The following is a 16,808-nucleotide window of genomic DNA, read 5'->3' as shown; positions in this document are numbered from 1 at the left end:
GGGGATATGCACTGCTTGTGAATGTTCATAGATAAAAAACCACGCTGGGGATGCGTGGTTTTTTAAGTGGCAGAATTAGTGGTATTTAAAAGTTCATATAAATCCGGCGAATGAAGGCTATTCATGTAAATAGGTTACCAACAGTTAACCATGTTAATAAGGTGTTTGTAGGGGAAAGTCGATTACAAGGAAAGGCTTCTTGACCGGGTATAAGGCATGTGGTATAAAGGAAGTAGACCTAGTAAATAATTAGATTTATCTTTCTAACATGAGCTTGTCAAACCATAGTTATATTAGTCTTAGGACGAGTCAATGAAAAGTTAGTTTCATATTCTCCATTTGCAGAAAAAATTTTTGCAATGCATTGTGAAATAATTCACAACCAAACTTTGTATACTAGCTGGAGAGGAAAAAGTATTCATTTTCATGCGTTTTCTCTTTGTAGTAATACAAAAGGGAGATGGTGCTGCAATGATTGTGAAAGGGTGAGTAAAGAGGAAAGAAGTTCTTTCAGATAGGAGAGGGTTCTCATGTTGGAATTTCAAAAAGACGTTTAAGGGTAAATAATTTTAACTGCCTTAAAAAGTCAATATCCTGCATATGAAGAACAGCAATTATACTTTGCCATATTAACGAGATCATTGATTATCAAAAGGGGGAAGACCAATGGCGAACATCGGCGCACCTGGTTTAATACTAATTCTTGTACTAGCATTAATTATATTTGGCCCTAATAAGTTACCTGAAATCGGACAAGCGCTTGGAAAGACATTACGCGAATTCAAGGAATCGACAAAAGACGTTCTGGGTAGTAATGACGATCATGACAAAAAAGATAAAAACAGCTGATTAGCTGGGGACTCGTCCCACAATCCTGTTGAACCCAAGGGAGTATGAAGATATGTTAAGAAAAGTTACGAAAGAGAATATATCGAGTATTGCAAATGAATCTTTTCGCAATTATGCTCAGGTATTCACGAATATTGAAGAAGATACGTTAGATACTATTCATTCATTTGGCTTACCTTTAGAGCGAAGGCAGGATCCGGATGAAAAACAAGAAAGACTGGCAACGTTAGAAGCGAAACAAGCAATACTTCGGAATAATAACAAGAGTGTATATGTCAATCAAATATCTAGCGCTTGTGAAGCATGTAAAACAGGAACTGGCAGTTACACTTCATTCATTTCACTCAATTGCCATCGTGACTGTTACTTTTGTTTTAATAAAAACCAAGATGATTACGCTTTTTATTTAAATCATAAAAAGGACGTCAATGAGGAATTAAGTTATTTAATAGATAGTGGCTTGGAGTTGAAGCATCTTGCGTTAACTGGTGGGGAACCACTTCTTTTTAAAGAAGATACGGTCAACTTTTTCCGATTAGCTCAACAAATAACACCTAACACATTTACAAGATTATATACGGCTGGTGATTTATTAACTGAGACTTTATTACAGCAATTAAAAGAAGCTGGATTAGATGAGATACGCATTAGTATTAAGATGGAAGATTCATTAAAAAGGAGACAGCGCGTTTTAGAAAAAATAAAGTTATCTAAGCAGTATATACCTTACGTATTGGTAGAAATGCCTGTTATTCCCGGAACACAAGAAGAAATGAAGGAATTACTTGTAGCGTTGGATGAAATAGGAATATTCGGTATCAATCTATTAGAATTCTGTTTCCCGCTTGTTAATGCAGCATCTTTTAATGACAAGGGTTACCGGTTAAAAAATCCACCTTATGAGATCTATTATAACTATTGGTATGCAGGTGGCTTAGCTGTTGCCGAAAGTGAAGCGTTGTGTTTGGATTTAGTTGAATTCGCACTTGATCAATCATTAAGCCTGGGTGTTCATTATTGTTCTTTAGAAAATAAATTCACAGGTCAAATTTATCAACAAAATCATGATCAAGCGATGGATCATACGTATCATTTTTCATCGAAAGACTATTTTTATAAAACAGTAAAGGCCTTCGGAAAAGATAGAGAAATTGTAAAAGAGCACCTGGAAGCAATTGGCGTTCCCTTTACCTTGGATGAGAGCTTGACTTTATTCAATTTCCGGTAAGTGCAATCCATGCCTTGAAAATAGATGATGTAGAACTGGCTGTCGTTTCCAATGTTGTTGAAAGTAGGATGAACGGCGATGTTGTACGCGAGGTAAGTGTGGATTGGACCACCCCACTATTATTTGAAGCACAGGATATTAATTAGAGAGGAGGCGAAAGGAATGATGCATTCTAAAGATGTAGCGTATATTTTTTATGTTCGGCAGTTTGCTTATGATATTTTAAGGCGATTTTTCCTTGAAGAACCATCAAAGGAATACCTAGACTACTTTGTTCAAGAAGATCTAATTGACTTATTTCCTTTTGCTGAAGACTCAGAACAAATACAAGCTGCTATAACAGATATAAAGGAATATTTAGCCGAACATGATGTCGTTAATAATGATCAAGACTATGAGGATTTACATTGGGATTATACCAGGATGTTTATAGGCCCTTTTACATTACCTGCTCCACCTTGGGAATCCGTGTATGTTCGAAAAGACCGTATGCTATTTCAAGCAACCACGTTGGAAGTTCGTTATGTCTACAATAACTTCGGCTTTGAAATGAATCACTATAACTTAGAAGCGGAAGACCATGTTGGCTTAGAACTTGACTTCATGTTTCATTTAAACGAATTATGTATTGAGCAAGCGAAGAAAAACAATGTCAAATCGAGATCATATCTTACCTATTTAGTAGGGGAGCAAAGTAGGTTTTTAAGAAATCATTTATTAGCTTTTACCCCTCAATTTTCTCAAAAGGTAATAGAAAATGCTCATACACAGTTCTTTACAGGATTAGCAAAGTTATTAAATTCCTATTTAGAACTTGATTCTACACTTTTAAATTCGCTTTTGGAAATGAAACATACAGATTACAGTGAGCAAAAGGAGGAACGTTCCAATGCTTGACATAAAAAAGAAAATTAATGATTTTAAAATGTCCAGAAGAGCATTTGTAGGCTGGTCTACAGCTGTTACAGCCGCGGCAGCCATACCAGTTAGCCGAGGACTTAAAACAAAGGCTGAACAAAATAAAGTGTTTGCTGCCGGCGAAACGAATGAAATATGGAAAACTGCTGCATGCTGGCACAATTGTGGTGGCCGGTGTTTGAATAAAGTTTTAGTGAAAGATGGCGTTGTTGTTCGTCAAAAGACAGATGACACCCACGCAGACAGTCCTGATTTTCCACAGCAAAGAGGATGTCTCAGAGGTCGTTCGCAAAGACAACAAGTATTTGGAGCCGATCGTTTAAAATATCCAATGAAAAGAAAGAACTGGAAACCCGGTGGGGGTAAGAAAGAGCTCCGGGGGAAAGACCAATGGGTGAGAATCTCCTGGGATGAAGCCCTTGATACAGTTTCAAGTGAAATCAAGCGAATCTCAAATGAATATGGTAACGAGGCTATTTGGGCAACCGGCAGTGGTGAGATGACAAAAGTATTATCGGAAAACGGCGGTTGTACAACAGATTATGGTACAACATCATGGGGAGCTTGGTATTGGGCACCAACCATGATGGGCGTTGCTGAAGGTTGGAATGAATTGGGTATCAATGATCGCATTGACCTCCGCAATTCACAGCTTATTGTGCTTTGGGGAGTAAATCCTGCATCGAGCAGTCCTGGAAGCCCTACCTATAATTACTTACAAGCCAAAAAAGCAGGGGCTCAATTTATTTCTATTGATCCTAAGTATACAGAATCTGCACAAGTGTTTGACGCTGATTGGGTACCATTGCGGCCAGGTACGGATCACGCATTAGCCCTTGCAATCATGTACACGTTACTTGACGAAGATGATCCTAAGAATAATCCACTCATAGACTGGGATTTCTTAAATAAATGTACGGTAGGATTTGATAAGGATCATATGCCAAAAGGAGCAGATCCTAAAGATAATTTCAAAGATTATTTATTAGGAACACTTGACGGAGAACCAAAATCACCTGAATGGGCGACTGAAATTTGTGGTGTGGCGCCAGAAGATATACGCAAACTAGCCCGTCAGATTGGTTCAACAGAACGCGTAGCATTGCTAACAGGATGGGGTCCGGCACGTATCAACGATGGAGAAGGCTGGGTACAAGCATTTTCCACTCTAGGCTTCATGACCGGGCATATGGGTCGCAGCGGTAAAATGACCGGTGTTAGTTGCCACCGTTCTTCGGGTAATGGTGGTCCATGGTTAGTAAAGCCAGGTTCAAGTGGGTACACATCCCCAGAAAACCCTGTGACGAATAAAGTTAACCACAATGAAATATTTAAAGCAATTTTAGACGGAAAATATCATCAAAAAGGTGAAGGTGTACGAAAAGCTAATATACAGCTTATCTATCATCAATATAATGCAACATTACAAACACGTACGTCAATAAATGATGGAATAAAAGCTCACCGGAAAGTTGAGTTCGTCGTTACAAATTCGTACAATTTAACAACCAACGCAAAGTATTCGGATGTTGTTTTACCAGTTACGTCTGAATGGGAAAGAGAAGGCGGTCTCTTAACAGGTAATCGTGAAATACTGATAGCTCATTCGAATATTGTTGACCCGCTATACGAAGCTAAAAGCGACGTCTGGATTGCCAAAGAATTACTAAAACGATTAGGAAAAGACCCTAAGAAGCTATATCCAGTTAGTGAAAAGCAAGCATTCTTTAATGAATTAGCTACAAGTACAGTGATCACGAAAGATGGAAAGGATTATGAACCATTAGTAGAGATTACTGCAAAAGATATTAAAGACTGGAACGTGGATGGAAAGCCGCAAAAAGGTAGAATCGCTTTACAAGAATTTTTAGATAGAGGGATCTATCAGGTCGAAAGAAAACCAGGAGATAATTACGGTCATATTGCTTATCAAGACTTTGTGGAAAATCCAAATGAGCAACCTTTAGGGACGCCAAGCGGAAAGTTTGAAATTTATTGTGAAACTATTCACAAAGAGTCGAAAAAAGGGTGGACAGAAATTTCGCCAATACCGAAATATGTTCCTAAAACAGTAGGTTATGAAGATACTTTTGATGATTGGGGTAAGAAGAAAAAAGGAAAGTATCCTTTCCAAGTTGTGACTCCCCATTATCTAAGACGTTCTCACACGGTATTTGACAATGTTCCTTGGTTGCGTGAAGCAATGCCGAACCCTGTGTTTATAAATAAAACAGATGCCAAAACACGTGGAATCAAAACTGGTGATACTGTCATGCTTTATAATGACCATGGCAAAACATTACGGCCAGCGGAAACAACCGAAACATTAATGCCGGGAGTGATTGCCTTGCCTCATGGTGCCTGGCCTGAAATAAATGAGGAAGATGGAATAGATAAGGCTGGTGCAGATAATATGTTGACAAAGCCAGTTACCACAGGGTTAGGAACTTCAGGGTGGAATACAGTTATTTGTAATATAGAAAAATATAAAGGTGAGCCACTGAAAGAAGACGTGAAATGGGAACAACGTATTGTTTTCCCAGAAGGAGAGGTGTAATGCATGGCTCAAATGGGTTTCTTTATTGACGTGACAAAATGTATTGGTTGTAAAACATGTGTCGTTTCTTGCAAGGATAAGAATGATTTAGAAGTTGGCAGGAACTTTCGTAGAGTATATTCGTTTGAAAGTGGATCGTTTCCGAACCCAATATTAAGGCACCTTTCTATATCCTGTAACCACTGCGATCATCCAACATGTGTTGAGAATTGTCCAACTACAGCGATGTATAAACGTAAAGAAGATGGCGTCGTTGTAGTTGATCACGACAAGTGTGTAGGTTGTAGGTATTGTGAATGGAATTGCCCTTATGGAGCACCACAATATAATGAGGCATTAGGAAAAATGACAAAGTGTGATACATGTCTAGATTTACGTGAAAAAGGTGAAGAGCCTGCATGTGTTGCCTCCTGTCCAATGCGCGCGATAGAGTTCGGTCCAATTGATGAGCTGCGCAAAAAACACGGAGACAATGCTGATATAGAGGGATTGCCGAGTTCGTCTATTACACATCCCAATATCGTTATTAAAAAGTAATCTAAGGGGGGCATAAAAGATGCATGAATGGCCATTATTAGTGTTTACCATATCTATTCAAACAGCTATCGGCGGAATATTTATGCTTTGGATATTTCAATTAATAAATAGAAAAAGAAACTTAGATACGGCTTCCTTGTTTAAGATTCCGCTCATCGTTATTGGTGTGTTGTCTTTAGTCGGATTGGGCGCTTCATTTGCTCACCTCGGCGCACCAATAAATGCATTAAATACAATTAGACACGTTGGGTCCTCCTGGATGAGCCGAGAAATTCTTGTGACAGGAACCTTTATTGGGCTGGCTGTGCTCAACACCGCTTGGGTGCTTTATCGTAAGCAAATTCTGCCTTGGCTTCTAATTACCACAACGGTAGTAGGTTTTGTCGATGTCTATTGCATGGCTGCTATTTACACAAAGTCCTTAATCGGTCCTTGGAATTCAATTAACACCTTTATGTCATTTTACGGTACAACTTTAATCTTGGGTGCGGTCCTTGCTGTAGCGTTACTAACACCTAAATTATATAAACAAAAATTGGAGTTAGTAGCAAAGCAATTCTTGAAAACAACCCTCATTATTACGTTGTCAGGATTCGGGCTTCATATTATTGGAACTGCATTGTTCTCCCCGGAAGCATTAGAGACTACAATTGTAGGCAGTTCCATGGCAGCAAGTGTTATTGCAACCTATAAAGTAATGGTCGCAACGAGATGGATTATTTCTATTTTGGGAGTAGCTTTACTTGGTTATTTGACGCTATCGTCATATAAAAAATCTTTTACAAGTCTTACATTCCTTACATTAGCAGTATTTGTATTATCTGAAGGTATGAGCCGTTATGTATTTTATCTATTAGGCTCATAACTATCCAATCTATTTAAAAGGGGGCTTTCTAAATGGGAATATTAGGCTATTGGTTAGAAAGCTTGGATTATGATTATAAAGTGTTGTCACATTGTTCACGTTATCAAAGCCCCCGTTCTAGTTGTATGGAATGTGTTGACAGTTGTCCCAAGGATGCTATTTATATAAAAGATGGCCAGCCAACAATAGACTCAAAAAACTGTATACAATGCGGGGACTGCGTTGCCAGTTGTCCTGTTCAAGCAGTGGAAGGGTTTCTACCTAAACGTTCTATCATAAATAATCAATATATAATGGATCAAGACAAGGTGCCAACATTAAAAGAATTACTTGTTTACTATAAAAAAGGGATTACAACCATTATTTGTGAAGAATCCGAGATTAGTCCTGAGTGGGAAAAAACGATAAGAAATGTAAATGAAGTATTAACTAAACTGGGAGAACAACCTTTTAAAGTTAGCTATCAACAAAAAGCTCCTGATAATAACGACGATATAATGACCCGAAGAGAGTTATTCTTCACTTGGGAAAAAGATTTAAAACAAATTGCAAAGAATATGGCACCAGCTAAATGGCGCTTTAACCATGAAAGTTTAGATCTGCCAAAATATTATCCTGATTATCAGTTTGTGGAGATTACCCTAGATACGCAAAAGTGTACTTTATGTAAAGCATGCCAAAAGTTATGTAAGAGAAATTGCTTACAAATTGATGAAACTGGTTTTTCCCTTTTGGCTCAGAATTGCTCTAATTGTTCACTATGTCAGGATATTTGTCCGGAGGGGGCAATTTCTCTTAAAGAAATGATTACACCTGTTTCGGTTGTAAAGCATGAAATGTATAAAAAAGTATGTACCGCTTGCGATCAAGTATATGAAACGCTGAACAAAGAACAAGAATTATGTGTTGCTTGTGAAAAGAAAAAGCAATTTTCAATGATGTAACGTTATTAATGTAAAAGGGAGGAAGTCCAATGGCTAATATCGGTATACCAGGTTTAATATTAATTCTCGTACTTGCTTTAATCATATTCGGTCCCAGTAAATTACCACAACTTGGTCAAGCTACAGGAAAAACATTGAAAGAGTTTAAACACGCAACAAAAGGTGTTTTTGATGATGAAAATGAAAATGAAAATAACTCTGATAAGCATGGCAAACAGATGTAGTGATTATTAAGGTTCTGTTGTCTTTTTGAACCAAAACTTTATGAAATGCCGGCCACTTAAAGTGAATCGTCACGTTAAGCGGCCGGTTTTAAGTTAGACTTAATTATACATCATAATTAATTCTTTATCGGTTGTCCGCGCCGGATGCTCCATAACTGCTGGAGGTTAGTACCCAGCTACTTGGATTCTTCGTCTGTAGAACTGCAAATGATTAAAAACTGTGCTCACCATTGTACAGGTAACAGTCTTGGAGGGATGACTTTCTCCTCAGCCGATAGCTTTCTTCATTGCATTCACTCTTCCGGCATGGTTGGATTCATGAACCACTGCCAATGCTGCTAGTTCACCGAATGTTTCCGCGCCAAGAAAAGGCTCAGGAAGTTGTTCATTAAACTTTTCCTTAGGGATCTCTTTCATACGCTCTAACTGTTTTTGAAGTTGTTCGGTTAATTCATCGACACTTGGGACATTATCCGGCCAGGCAGCAGGTGACGACCCATTACCAAACAGGTCTTTGTAGTTTTGCGGCAAGTTGCTGTCATCATTCGGGAACCCAAACAAAAATTGCTCGGTCACCGTCAGTACGTGACCAACTTGCCAATGGATATTGTTGCTGAATCCATTTGGTTGGACATCCAGTACCCCTTGGTTTGTCTGATTAACCTCCCGTAAAAACATATGACGCGACATTTCAAACTGCTTGTACAAAAAATCCATTCCATTTCTCTCCTCTCGATTTGTCTTTATCTACTATAACAATTTATAGTGATTGGCAAAATAAAAAAGCCTGCTAGTTGGGGTGCATTGGGCTTCTGGGGACACATATAAGCAGCTAGGGAAAATTTAAACGGCCGCATGCTGGAGCCACCCTTATACGGCCGTTTTTTAGTTAGACTTAATCCATTAGTTCGCCAACAATTTCATACGAACGGATTCGAGCATCAATATCATAAATTTGGGAGTTGACGATCATTTCATCGGCTCCGGTGTCTTCAAGTAGTTGTTCCAGACCTTGTCGCACCGTTTCTTTACTGCCAATGATTGTGTATGGCGAGTTGGCCGACTGCTCGACTACCGCTTTTTCCATTTCTGACCAAACCTCATCAGTGTTTTCAATTGGCGGCTGCAGTTTCATCGGCTGTCCACGCCGAATACTCAATAGCTGTTGCTGCTGGGTAGTTGCTAAATATTTGGCTTCTTCATCCGTATCCGCAGCAACGATATTGACACCAATCATGGCGTGCGGTTGTTCCATGCGGCTGGACGGCTGAAATTGGTCGCGGTACAGCTTTAATGCAGCCATCGTGTTGTCCGGGGCAAAATGGCTCGCAAATGAAAATGGCAATCCCTTTTGCGCTGACAGCTGTGCACTGAATCCGCTAGATCCAAGTAGCCAGATTGGAATGTCGAGCCCTTCACCGGGAACAGCATGCACATTAGCAGTGCCGGCAAAGTAATTTTCGAGTTCTTCCACTTGATTTGGAAAGTCCTCTACACGTTGATTCAACGTCCGCCGTAGTGCATAGGCCGTAATCTGGTCAGTGCCAGGAGCGCGTCCGAGCCCAAGGTCAATACGTCCTGGGTAAAGTGTTGCCAGTGTTCCAAATTGCTCGGCAATCACGAGGGCAGCGTGGTTCGGAAGCATGACGCCTCCTGAACCGACCCTCATACTACTCGTTTCCCCGGCGATATAGCCAATCAGTACCGACGTTGCTGAGCTGGCAATCCCGGGCATGTTATGGTGCTCGGCTAGCCAGTAGCGGTTAAACCCGAATTGCTCCACGTTTCTCGCTAACGCCATACTATTTTTAAATGATTGTTCCGGCGTGCCACCTTCCAAAACAGGTGCCAGATCCAGAACAGATAGTGGAATATTATTAAATGTTTTTGCCATGTTTTTAATCACTCCTTACTGGAAATGATACGAGTAGTTGTTATACTATGCCAATTATTTGCTTGCATACCAGGGAATCGAACATCAACGGAACATTGGTGCGCATCGGCGGAATAGCGTTGCATATCGACGGAATAGTGTTGCCCATCAACGGAATAGCGTTGCGCATCAACGGAATAGCGTCGCACATCGACGGAATATTGGTGCGCATCGGCGGAATAGCGTTGCACATCGACGGAATAGTGTTGTACATCAACGGAATAGCGTTGCATATCGACGGAATAGCGATGCACATCGACGGAATAGTGTTGTACATCAACGGAATAGCGTTGCATATCAACGGAATAGCAGTGGACATCGACGGAATAGTGTTGCCCATCAAAGGAATAGCGTTGCGCATCAACGGAATAGCGTCGCACATCGACGGAATATTGGTGCGCATCGGCGGAATAGCGTTGCACATCGACGGAATAGTGTTGTACATCAACGGAATAGCGTTGCATATCGACGGAATAGCGATGCACATCGACGGAATAGTGTTGTACATCAACGGAATAGCGTCGCCCATCAACGGAATAGCAGTGGACATCGACGGAATAGTGCTGCCCATCAACGGAATAGCGTTGCCCATCAACGGAATAGCGTCGCACATCGACGGAATAGCGTCGCACATCAACGGAATAGCGTTGCACATCGACGGAATAGCGCTGCACATCGACGGAATAGTGTTGCGCATCGACGGAATAGCGTTGCACATCGACGGAATAGCGTCGCACATCGGCGGGATAGCATGTCGCAATCCCATCTTGGTGGCCCGTTCTATTGTTAGAGTAAAATGTTTATGGGAGAACATATACCTCATCTTTGGTGTTGAAGTCGGAAGACTTCTACGCCAAAGATGAGGCCAGCAAGCGAAGCGCGGTAGTTTAAAGGGTGTTTTACATGAAAAAGAGGACCTTTTCTTGTATAGTTAAGTCTGCTACAACAACAACTATAGAAAGAGGTCCTCTAATGAAAGATATCATATCTGCGCTTACAATGAAAGAATTAGAACAAATTACATACCGTGCATTGCAGGAAAGTTTTTCTCAGGTGATGGCACAGACGTTACAGGAAATAGATGAGGCGATTGCTTCAGAAAGGGATAAGCAACGATTTTATTTGAAGGATAAAAGAACATTAAAGTTTGAGTCCGTCTTTGGGCAGGTGGAACTGAAAAGAAATTATTATCAAGATAAAGAGACGGGAAAGTATGTCTATTTATTGGATCAGTATTTAGCTTTTGACGGCACAAAGGGAATGAGTCCGGTGGTGCAAGATTTGGCTATTGAACTGGCTGTAACAGGCGTTTCCTATCGACAGGCTGGGAAGGCAATGGAGAAGCTTTTGGGCTACCCTGTCATCAGTCATGAAGGTATACGCCAGCAGCTTTTGAATACGGAGGTTGTGCCGGAAGAGTCAGTGCCACTCGAACAGGATGTTGTATTCGTGGAGGTGGACGGGCTTTATACGAAAAGCCAAGAGAAAAAGAAAAAAGGCAAGGAAATTAAGATTGCCAGTGTGCATCAGGGCTGGGAAATGAATGGTAAACGAGCAAAGCTGATAGAGAAGCGACATTTCATTCATGAAGGAAATCTGCCGTTCTGGGAAGAATTTGAGCAGTATCTAATGGCTACTTACGAGTATGATCCGACCAGGCACCACCTCGTTATTAATGGGGATGGAGCGAAGTGGATCACATCCTGCCGGGATCATTTCCAGCATAATGCGACCTTTGTCATCGACCGTTTTCATGTTGCCCGGGATGTGCAGCGTTTGTTTCGGGGTCATTCAAGATACCGCTCCATCCGAAAGAAACTAGCAAGCTATGACTGGGAAGGTTTCATGGTGGAATTAAACAGTGCGGTGGGTACGCTTGAAAATGAAAAGAAGGAAGAACGGCTGGAAGAGTTAATTGCCCAGCTTTCCCAATATCCAGAGGCACTGGGAGATTACCGTGAAAAACTAAAAGAGAGGGGCATAGATACAACAGGATTCCGCCCGATGGGGAGTGCAGAGGGAACGATGAGTGTGTTCGCTAGAAGGCTCAAAAACGGGCGTAGTTGGAGTGATAAAGGGCTTGATAAATTCATCGATATCATGGTTGCCCTCAAAGATAATCTGAAGATAAAAACGCTGCAGGGGATACTTGAACAGACGCAGGAATTAATACAGGAAAGCAAAGAAGAAAAGCCGCCTAAACACTTTGTAGAAAAGCTAAAAGAAAGTGCTGCAGAAGCAACACGCAACAATCTGGGTTATCTGAGGCAGGCTATCGGGAAACCAATTACAGACGCATTAAAAGGATTACGGGGAATTTGAAAAAGTAAAAAAGCACCAACTGATTAAAATGATATAAACATGAAACCGTTACCAAAAGTTGACTAAAACAATACAAAAAAGGGACTTGAAAAAAATCTCCCACAAGTACTTGACTCAATCCGTTCTATTTGCCACTATAGTACAATAGGTGATTGGAACGTTTGGAAATGAGGGATAACATGAGCAATAAATCCATTTACGGTTTAACATATGAACAATTGAAAAACTGGCTCATCAACCACGGTCAGCGCCGTTTTCGCGCCGATCAGGTGTGGAACTGGCTGTACAAAAAGCGCATCCATCAATTCGCGGATATGAAAAACGTCAACAAAGAAACGATTGCCCTACTGGAGGAAAATTTCATCCTGCATACCATGAAGGAAGAAATCAAGCAGGAATCAGCGGATGGTACGATTAAGTATTTATTTCGGCTGGCTGATGGCAATCTGATTGAGACGGTGTTGATGCGATTTAATTACGGACTGTCCGTATGCGTAACGACCCAGGTTGGCTGTAATATTGGCTGTTCGTTCTGTGCAAGTGGCTTGCTGCGAAAAAACCGTGATCTCGATAGCAGTGAAATCGTTGAACAGATTATGAATGTGCAGAAGGATATGGACGCCAAGGGCAACGACGAGCGGGTCAGCCACATCGTTGTTATGGGTATCGGCGAGCCGTTTGACAACTTTAACAACTTGATGGACTTTATCAGTGTCGTCAACGATGATGCAGGACTTAATATCGGTGCGCGTCATATCACGGTGTCTACGAGTGGGCTTGCGCATAAAATTTACGAGTGGGCAGATAGCGGCACACAAGTGAACCTGGCTATTTCGTTACATGCGCCGAACAATGAGCTGCGAACGTCCATTATGAAGATCAATCGCGCTTTTCCAATTGAAAAGTTGATGAAGGCAGTCGATTACTATCTTGAACGGGTTAACCGACGCATCACTTATGAGTACATCATGCTTAAAGGCGTGAATGACCATAAAGAAGATGCTGAGGAACTTGTACAGTTGTTGTCAGATAAGCGCCACCTGTCGTATGTGAATTTGATTCCGTATAACACAGTTAGTGAGCACGACCAATACCAGCGCAGTGACTCTGAGACTATTCAAGCATTTTATGAAGAATTGCGGGCGAACGGCATTCAATGTGGCGTCCGCTGGGAAAACGGAGCAGACATAGATGCCGCATGCGGCCAGCTCCGTAGTAAACAAGTGAAGAAAGAGCGTGCCGGTCGGGCATAGATTTATTTTTAAATGAAACACATGAGAAGTCGCACGATTTCTCATGTGTTTTTTAATTGGTTTTAGTTACTAGAGGGGGATAGTTTTGCTAAAAAAGTGTAGTCAATTTACCATTATTTAACTATACACAAATGTGCACACATGTATGCATATTGTATACTTGCTGTAAACAAAGTCGTGTGCGTGTGTGCAATTAAGTACACATAGTGTTGTATAGGCGTTTGCTGGAATGTGTACACGTATACAAAAAAGAATGCATATAAAGTCTGATTGCGTATATTGGTGAAATCTATTATTCTTAAAAGGGAAACTATTTTCACGAGAGGAGAATGATACAGATGACACAAGGAAGAATCGCAGCTGTTGATGTTGGAAATGATGCAGTAAAAGCAAACTTTGGAAAAATGGAACAATCCTATTACATACCAAATGTGATTGCGCGTGATATGGAGGATCGTCCAGTTATTGGAATAGAAGATTTAGATGAAAAAGAACCGATTGATAACCTCCACATTCGGGTCCACTCCCCTGCCCTGGAAGAAAATAATGCCGTCTATCGTGTCGGTAACCTAGCAACGAAAACGGACAATTCCACAGAGCTTGATCCTGGCAGCAGCAAATCAGAAGAGGATCAGACACTAGTGATGCTATTCGCTTCCATTGCACTGGATGCAGTCAGCAGTCATTCATTCCATCAAGGTAAAAATGATGTCATCGATGCTAATTACACATTGGGAACAGGCCTGCCGCTTCGTGAAGTGAAGGAGGGAAAAGATGTTGGCTACCGCTCCCAACTGCTTGGGTCGGTGCATCAGGTTGAATTTCTTGTTACACCACAATATCAGGGTAAAAAAGTGAACATTAAATTTGATGAAGTGAAAGTGTATCCAGAAGGGTTTGCCGCTTATGTCAATTTGATCATGGATAACAACCTAAACGTCATTAACAAAGAATTGATTGATCAGCAAATTTTAATTCAGGACATCGGCGGTTTATCAACAGATATTGCAGTCATTAAAAATCGGAATGTCGATGATGACAAGGCTCAAGGATTCCCGATTGGGGTTGCGGAGTCACTAGAGCAAATCCGTGATGAAATCAGAACGAGACATGGTGTTGAATTGGACAGCCGACGTGACGTTGTTGATATTATTACACGTAAAAACGACCGTCATCACATCATGGTAAAAGGGAGTCGTACGAACGTCCATGATATAACCGATCGAATATTGCTGGAACTTGCTAAAAAAGAATACCGGAACTTACGGAATGTCTGGCAAAAAAATTCACAGTCAGAAATTTGTTATTTCGTCGGTGGCGGCTCGGCAGTGCTGAAAGATTATTTAAAGGCGCTTAACAATAAATTGGACGGATTTAATATTGACTTTTTTGAAGATGAACAGGAAAGCATCTGGATGATGGCCAACGCATATTATAAATTGATTATGGATTTTGTGAACAAAAATACTCCGGCGGAAGCAGAGGAAACAGCCGCAGCGGATGAATCATAAGGTGATTGCATGCAACGGTCGAAAAAAAGTATTGAACGCGGACAATCGATCACATTTCGAATACCGTCCGACACACCTGATTATCTTTTAAAGCAACTGCAAAAGATAAAGGAAACCGAACGCCGCAATTTTTCCAGTCAAATTGCCCAATTTGTACTTAAAGGTGTGCAGGAGACGTTCACCCGGGAGCGCGAATCCGTTACGGTGCCGCTCCCCCGTCAACTTACGAAAGAACAGAAAAACTGGCTGAAGCATGAACATTCCGAAGCCTTGATTGGTAACATTGTGTATCAGCTCATGCAAGATCCGGTCCGTGCGACGTCGATATTGGCCACATTGAACAGCAATCAACTGGATACGCAGATGGAGCCGGAATTGGACATGGAGTTGGAACAGACGAAACCACCTGAGCCGGAACCTGAACCTTCTACAACGAATGCACCTGATTTGGATAACGTCGATCTTAACGCGCTTGACGATTTGCATGAGCCAGAGACCGAAGAACCACAAGAGGAGGAAGATCCATTGGCGGACTTCTTCTCGAAAATGAATAAATAAATGGTGTTAGAAAAACGCTTGGATAGAAAAATTTTATCCAAGCGTTTTTTGGTATCCGCATGTGTGTAGCTGATGAACGCCTAAATGAAGAGCAGAGCTGTTGAAAAGGTCCCTCATCAAGCGAATGAGAGCCCAACCGAGGAAAAAACCCCCAGCAAAAGTCGCTCATCAAGCGAATGAGCGCCCAAACGAGGAAGAACCCCCCAGCAAAAGTCGCTCATCAAGCGAATGAGCGCCCAACCGAGGAAGAAATCCCCAGGAAAGGTCGCTCCTCAGGCAAATGACTACACGGGGCTGGGGGACTGCACCGGGGCCGCCTTTCTTATGCATAAGAAACGCTATTTTATTCACACTAAGTTAGAGGGGGCGTGGTAATATGGAACTGGACTGGATATGGAAATCGATTATTATTGTCGTTGGTGGGACATTTTTACTGCGGATGGCAGGAAGAAAATCGATCTCCCAAATGACGTTGCCACAGACGGTCATCATGATTGGAATCGGTTCTTTGCTTATTCAGCCGGTATCCGGAAAAAACATCTGGGTGACGCTAGCTGTGGGAACACTCCTTATTGTGACATTGTTTATCATGGAATACGTACAAATTAAAGGGAATATATTTGAAAAACTAATTACTGGAAAATCAAAAATTTTAATTGAGAACGGTCAAGTAAAAGAAAAGAATTTAAAAAAATTACGATTGACTGTGGACCAGCTAGAGATGAACCTGCGCATGAAAAATGTTAGTAACATAGATGATGTTGAATGGGCAACACTGGAACCAAATGGACAGGTTGGATTCACGCTCAAAAAGGAAGCCCAGCCGGTTACAAGGAAAGAGTTCGAACAACTGTCAGCAAACATCCAGCAAATTTTGAGTCAACTGTCTACCGATGCACAAATTAGTCAACTGCGTACACAATTAAATGATTTGAATAATGAGCTAGAAGAGATGAAATGGAAACGTGATATTTTTAAAGAAATTGACGATGATGAAAAGAAACAAGAAACACAAACCCCCTCGCCAAGACATTTGCAGTAATGGCGAAGGGGTTTTTTATGCAAGCGTCGAATCCGTTTCGATTTGTATCATTGGGTTGCTGAAAAGG

The 16,808-nt window shown here is 41.2% G+C and carries 17 protein-coding genes; 14 read left to right on the top strand and 3 right to left on the bottom strand.

The window, feature by feature from the left end; all coding sequences use genetic code 11:
• Nucleotides 1–666: 666 nt before the first annotated feature.
• From tatA (FFL34_RS08420) to tatA (FFL34_RS08385), 9 genes are all read left to right on the top strand, one after another.
• Entirely contained in the window at nt 667–849 is a 183-nt protein-coding gene (gene tatA / locus FFL34_RS08420; RefSeq protein ID WP_138603056.1) for a twin-arginine translocase TatA/TatE family subunit, read from the top strand.
• Between the two features lie 52 nt (nt 850–901).
• Nucleotides 902–2,077 (top strand): radical SAM protein, encoded by a 1,176-nt coding sequence (locus tag FFL34_RS08415; protein ID WP_234031462.1) that lies wholly within the window; start codon nt 902–904, stop codon nt 2,075–2,077.
• A 14-nt stretch (nt 2,078–2,091) separates the two neighbouring features.
• Complete coding sequence (locus FFL34_RS18805; protein ID WP_267900365.1) at nt 2,092–2,223, top strand: hypothetical protein; 132 nt, start codon at nt 2,092–2,094, stop codon at nt 2,221–2,223.
• 16 nt (nt 2,224–2,239) lie between these two features.
• Nucleotides 2,240–2,974, top strand: a complete 735-nt coding sequence (locus FFL34_RS08410) for a TorD/DmsD family molecular chaperone (protein WP_234031461.1) — start codon at nt 2,240–2,242, stop codon at nt 2,972–2,974.
• A gap of 199 nt (nt 2,975–3,173) precedes the next feature.
• Nucleotides 3,174–5,552 carry a molybdopterin-dependent oxidoreductase gene (locus FFL34_RS08405; RefSeq protein ID WP_234031460.1) on the top strand — a complete coding sequence of 793 codons (2,379 nt, stop codon included), beginning with the start codon at nt 3,174–3,176 and terminating at the stop codon, nt 5,550–5,552.
• 3 nt (nt 5,553–5,555) lie between these two features.
• Complete coding sequence (locus FFL34_RS08400; protein WP_138603054.1) at nt 5,556–6,089, top strand: DMSO/selenate family reductase complex B subunit; 534 nt, start codon at nt 5,556–5,558, stop codon at nt 6,087–6,089.
• Nucleotides 6,090–6,108: 19 nt separating this feature from the next.
• Complete coding sequence (locus FFL34_RS08395; protein WP_138603053.1) at nt 6,109–6,954, top strand: dimethyl sulfoxide reductase anchor subunit family protein; 846 nt, start codon at nt 6,109–6,111, stop codon at nt 6,952–6,954.
• A 32-nt stretch (nt 6,955–6,986) separates the two neighbouring features.
• Nucleotides 6,987–7,898 carry a 4Fe-4S dicluster domain-containing protein gene (locus FFL34_RS08390; RefSeq protein ID WP_138603052.1) on the top strand — a complete coding sequence of 304 codons (912 nt, stop codon included), beginning with the start codon at nt 6,987–6,989 and terminating at the stop codon, nt 7,896–7,898.
• Between the two features lie 29 nt (nt 7,899–7,927).
• Complete coding sequence (gene tatA / locus FFL34_RS08385; protein WP_138603051.1) at nt 7,928–8,122, top strand: twin-arginine translocase TatA/TatE family subunit; 195 nt, start codon at nt 7,928–7,930, stop codon at nt 8,120–8,122.
• 267 nt (nt 8,123–8,389) lie between these two features.
• Here tatA (FFL34_RS08385) and FFL34_RS08380 read toward each other — a convergent pair whose 3' ends face one another.
• The 3 genes from FFL34_RS08380 to FFL34_RS08370 all read right to left on the bottom strand — a co-directional run bounded on the left by FFL34_RS08380 (nt 8,390) and on the right by FFL34_RS08370 (nt 10,821).
• Nucleotides 8,390–8,839 (bottom strand): DinB family protein, encoded by a 450-nt coding sequence (locus tag FFL34_RS08380; RefSeq protein ID WP_138603050.1) that lies wholly within the window; start codon nt 8,837–8,839, stop codon nt 8,390–8,392.
• Between the two features lie 178 nt (nt 8,840–9,017).
• The gene (locus FFL34_RS08375; protein ID WP_138603049.1) at nt 9,018–10,016 is read right to left on the bottom strand and encodes an LLM class flavin-dependent oxidoreductase; all 999 of its coding nucleotides are present in this window, start codon (nt 10,014–10,016) and stop codon (nt 9,018–9,020) included.
• Nucleotides 10,017–10,056: 40 nt separating this feature from the next.
• The gene (locus tag FFL34_RS08370) at nt 10,057–10,821 is read right to left on the bottom strand and encodes a hypothetical protein (RefSeq protein WP_138603048.1); all 765 of its coding nucleotides are present in this window, start codon (nt 10,819–10,821) and stop codon (nt 10,057–10,059) included.
• A 206-nt stretch (nt 10,822–11,027) separates the two neighbouring features.
• Between FFL34_RS08370 and FFL34_RS08365 the strand changes: the two genes are divergently transcribed.
• The 5 genes from FFL34_RS08365 to FFL34_RS08345 all read left to right on the top strand — a co-directional run bounded on the left by FFL34_RS08365 (nt 11,028) and on the right by FFL34_RS08345 (nt 16,741).
• Complete coding sequence (locus FFL34_RS08365) at nt 11,028–12,377, top strand: ISLre2 family transposase (protein WP_234031459.1); 1,350 nt, start codon at nt 11,028–11,030, stop codon at nt 12,375–12,377.
• Nucleotides 12,378–12,556: 179 nt separating this feature from the next.
• Nucleotides 12,557–13,630 carry a dual-specificity RNA methyltransferase RlmN gene (rlmN, locus tag FFL34_RS08360; RefSeq protein ID WP_138603047.1) on the top strand — a complete coding sequence of 358 codons (1,074 nt, stop codon included), beginning with the start codon at nt 12,557–12,559 and terminating at the stop codon, nt 13,628–13,630.
• Between the two features lie 338 nt (nt 13,631–13,968).
• On the top strand, nt 13,969–15,141 hold the full coding sequence (locus tag FFL34_RS08355; RefSeq protein ID WP_138603046.1) for a ParM/StbA family protein: 1,173 nt from the start codon (nt 13,969–13,971) through the stop codon (nt 15,139–15,141).
• A 9-nt stretch (nt 15,142–15,150) separates the two neighbouring features.
• The gene (locus tag FFL34_RS08350; protein WP_138603045.1) at nt 15,151–15,699 is read left to right on the top strand and encodes a hypothetical protein; all 549 of its coding nucleotides are present in this window, start codon (nt 15,151–15,153) and stop codon (nt 15,697–15,699) included.
• Between the two features lie 376 nt (nt 15,700–16,075).
• Complete coding sequence (locus FFL34_RS08345) at nt 16,076–16,741, top strand: DUF421 domain-containing protein (protein WP_138603044.1); 666 nt, start codon at nt 16,076–16,078, stop codon at nt 16,739–16,741.
• Nucleotides 16,742–16,808 lie beyond the last annotated feature (67 nt).

The sequence above is a fragment of the Lentibacillus cibarius genome, from assembly GCF_005887555.1.
In the GTDB taxonomy this organism is placed as follows: Bacteria; Bacillota; Bacilli; order Bacillales; family Amphibacillaceae; genus Lentibacillus; species Lentibacillus cibarius.
Note: the sequence above shows the minus strand (reverse complement) of the source record. Positions and strands in the feature narration are given on the sequence as shown.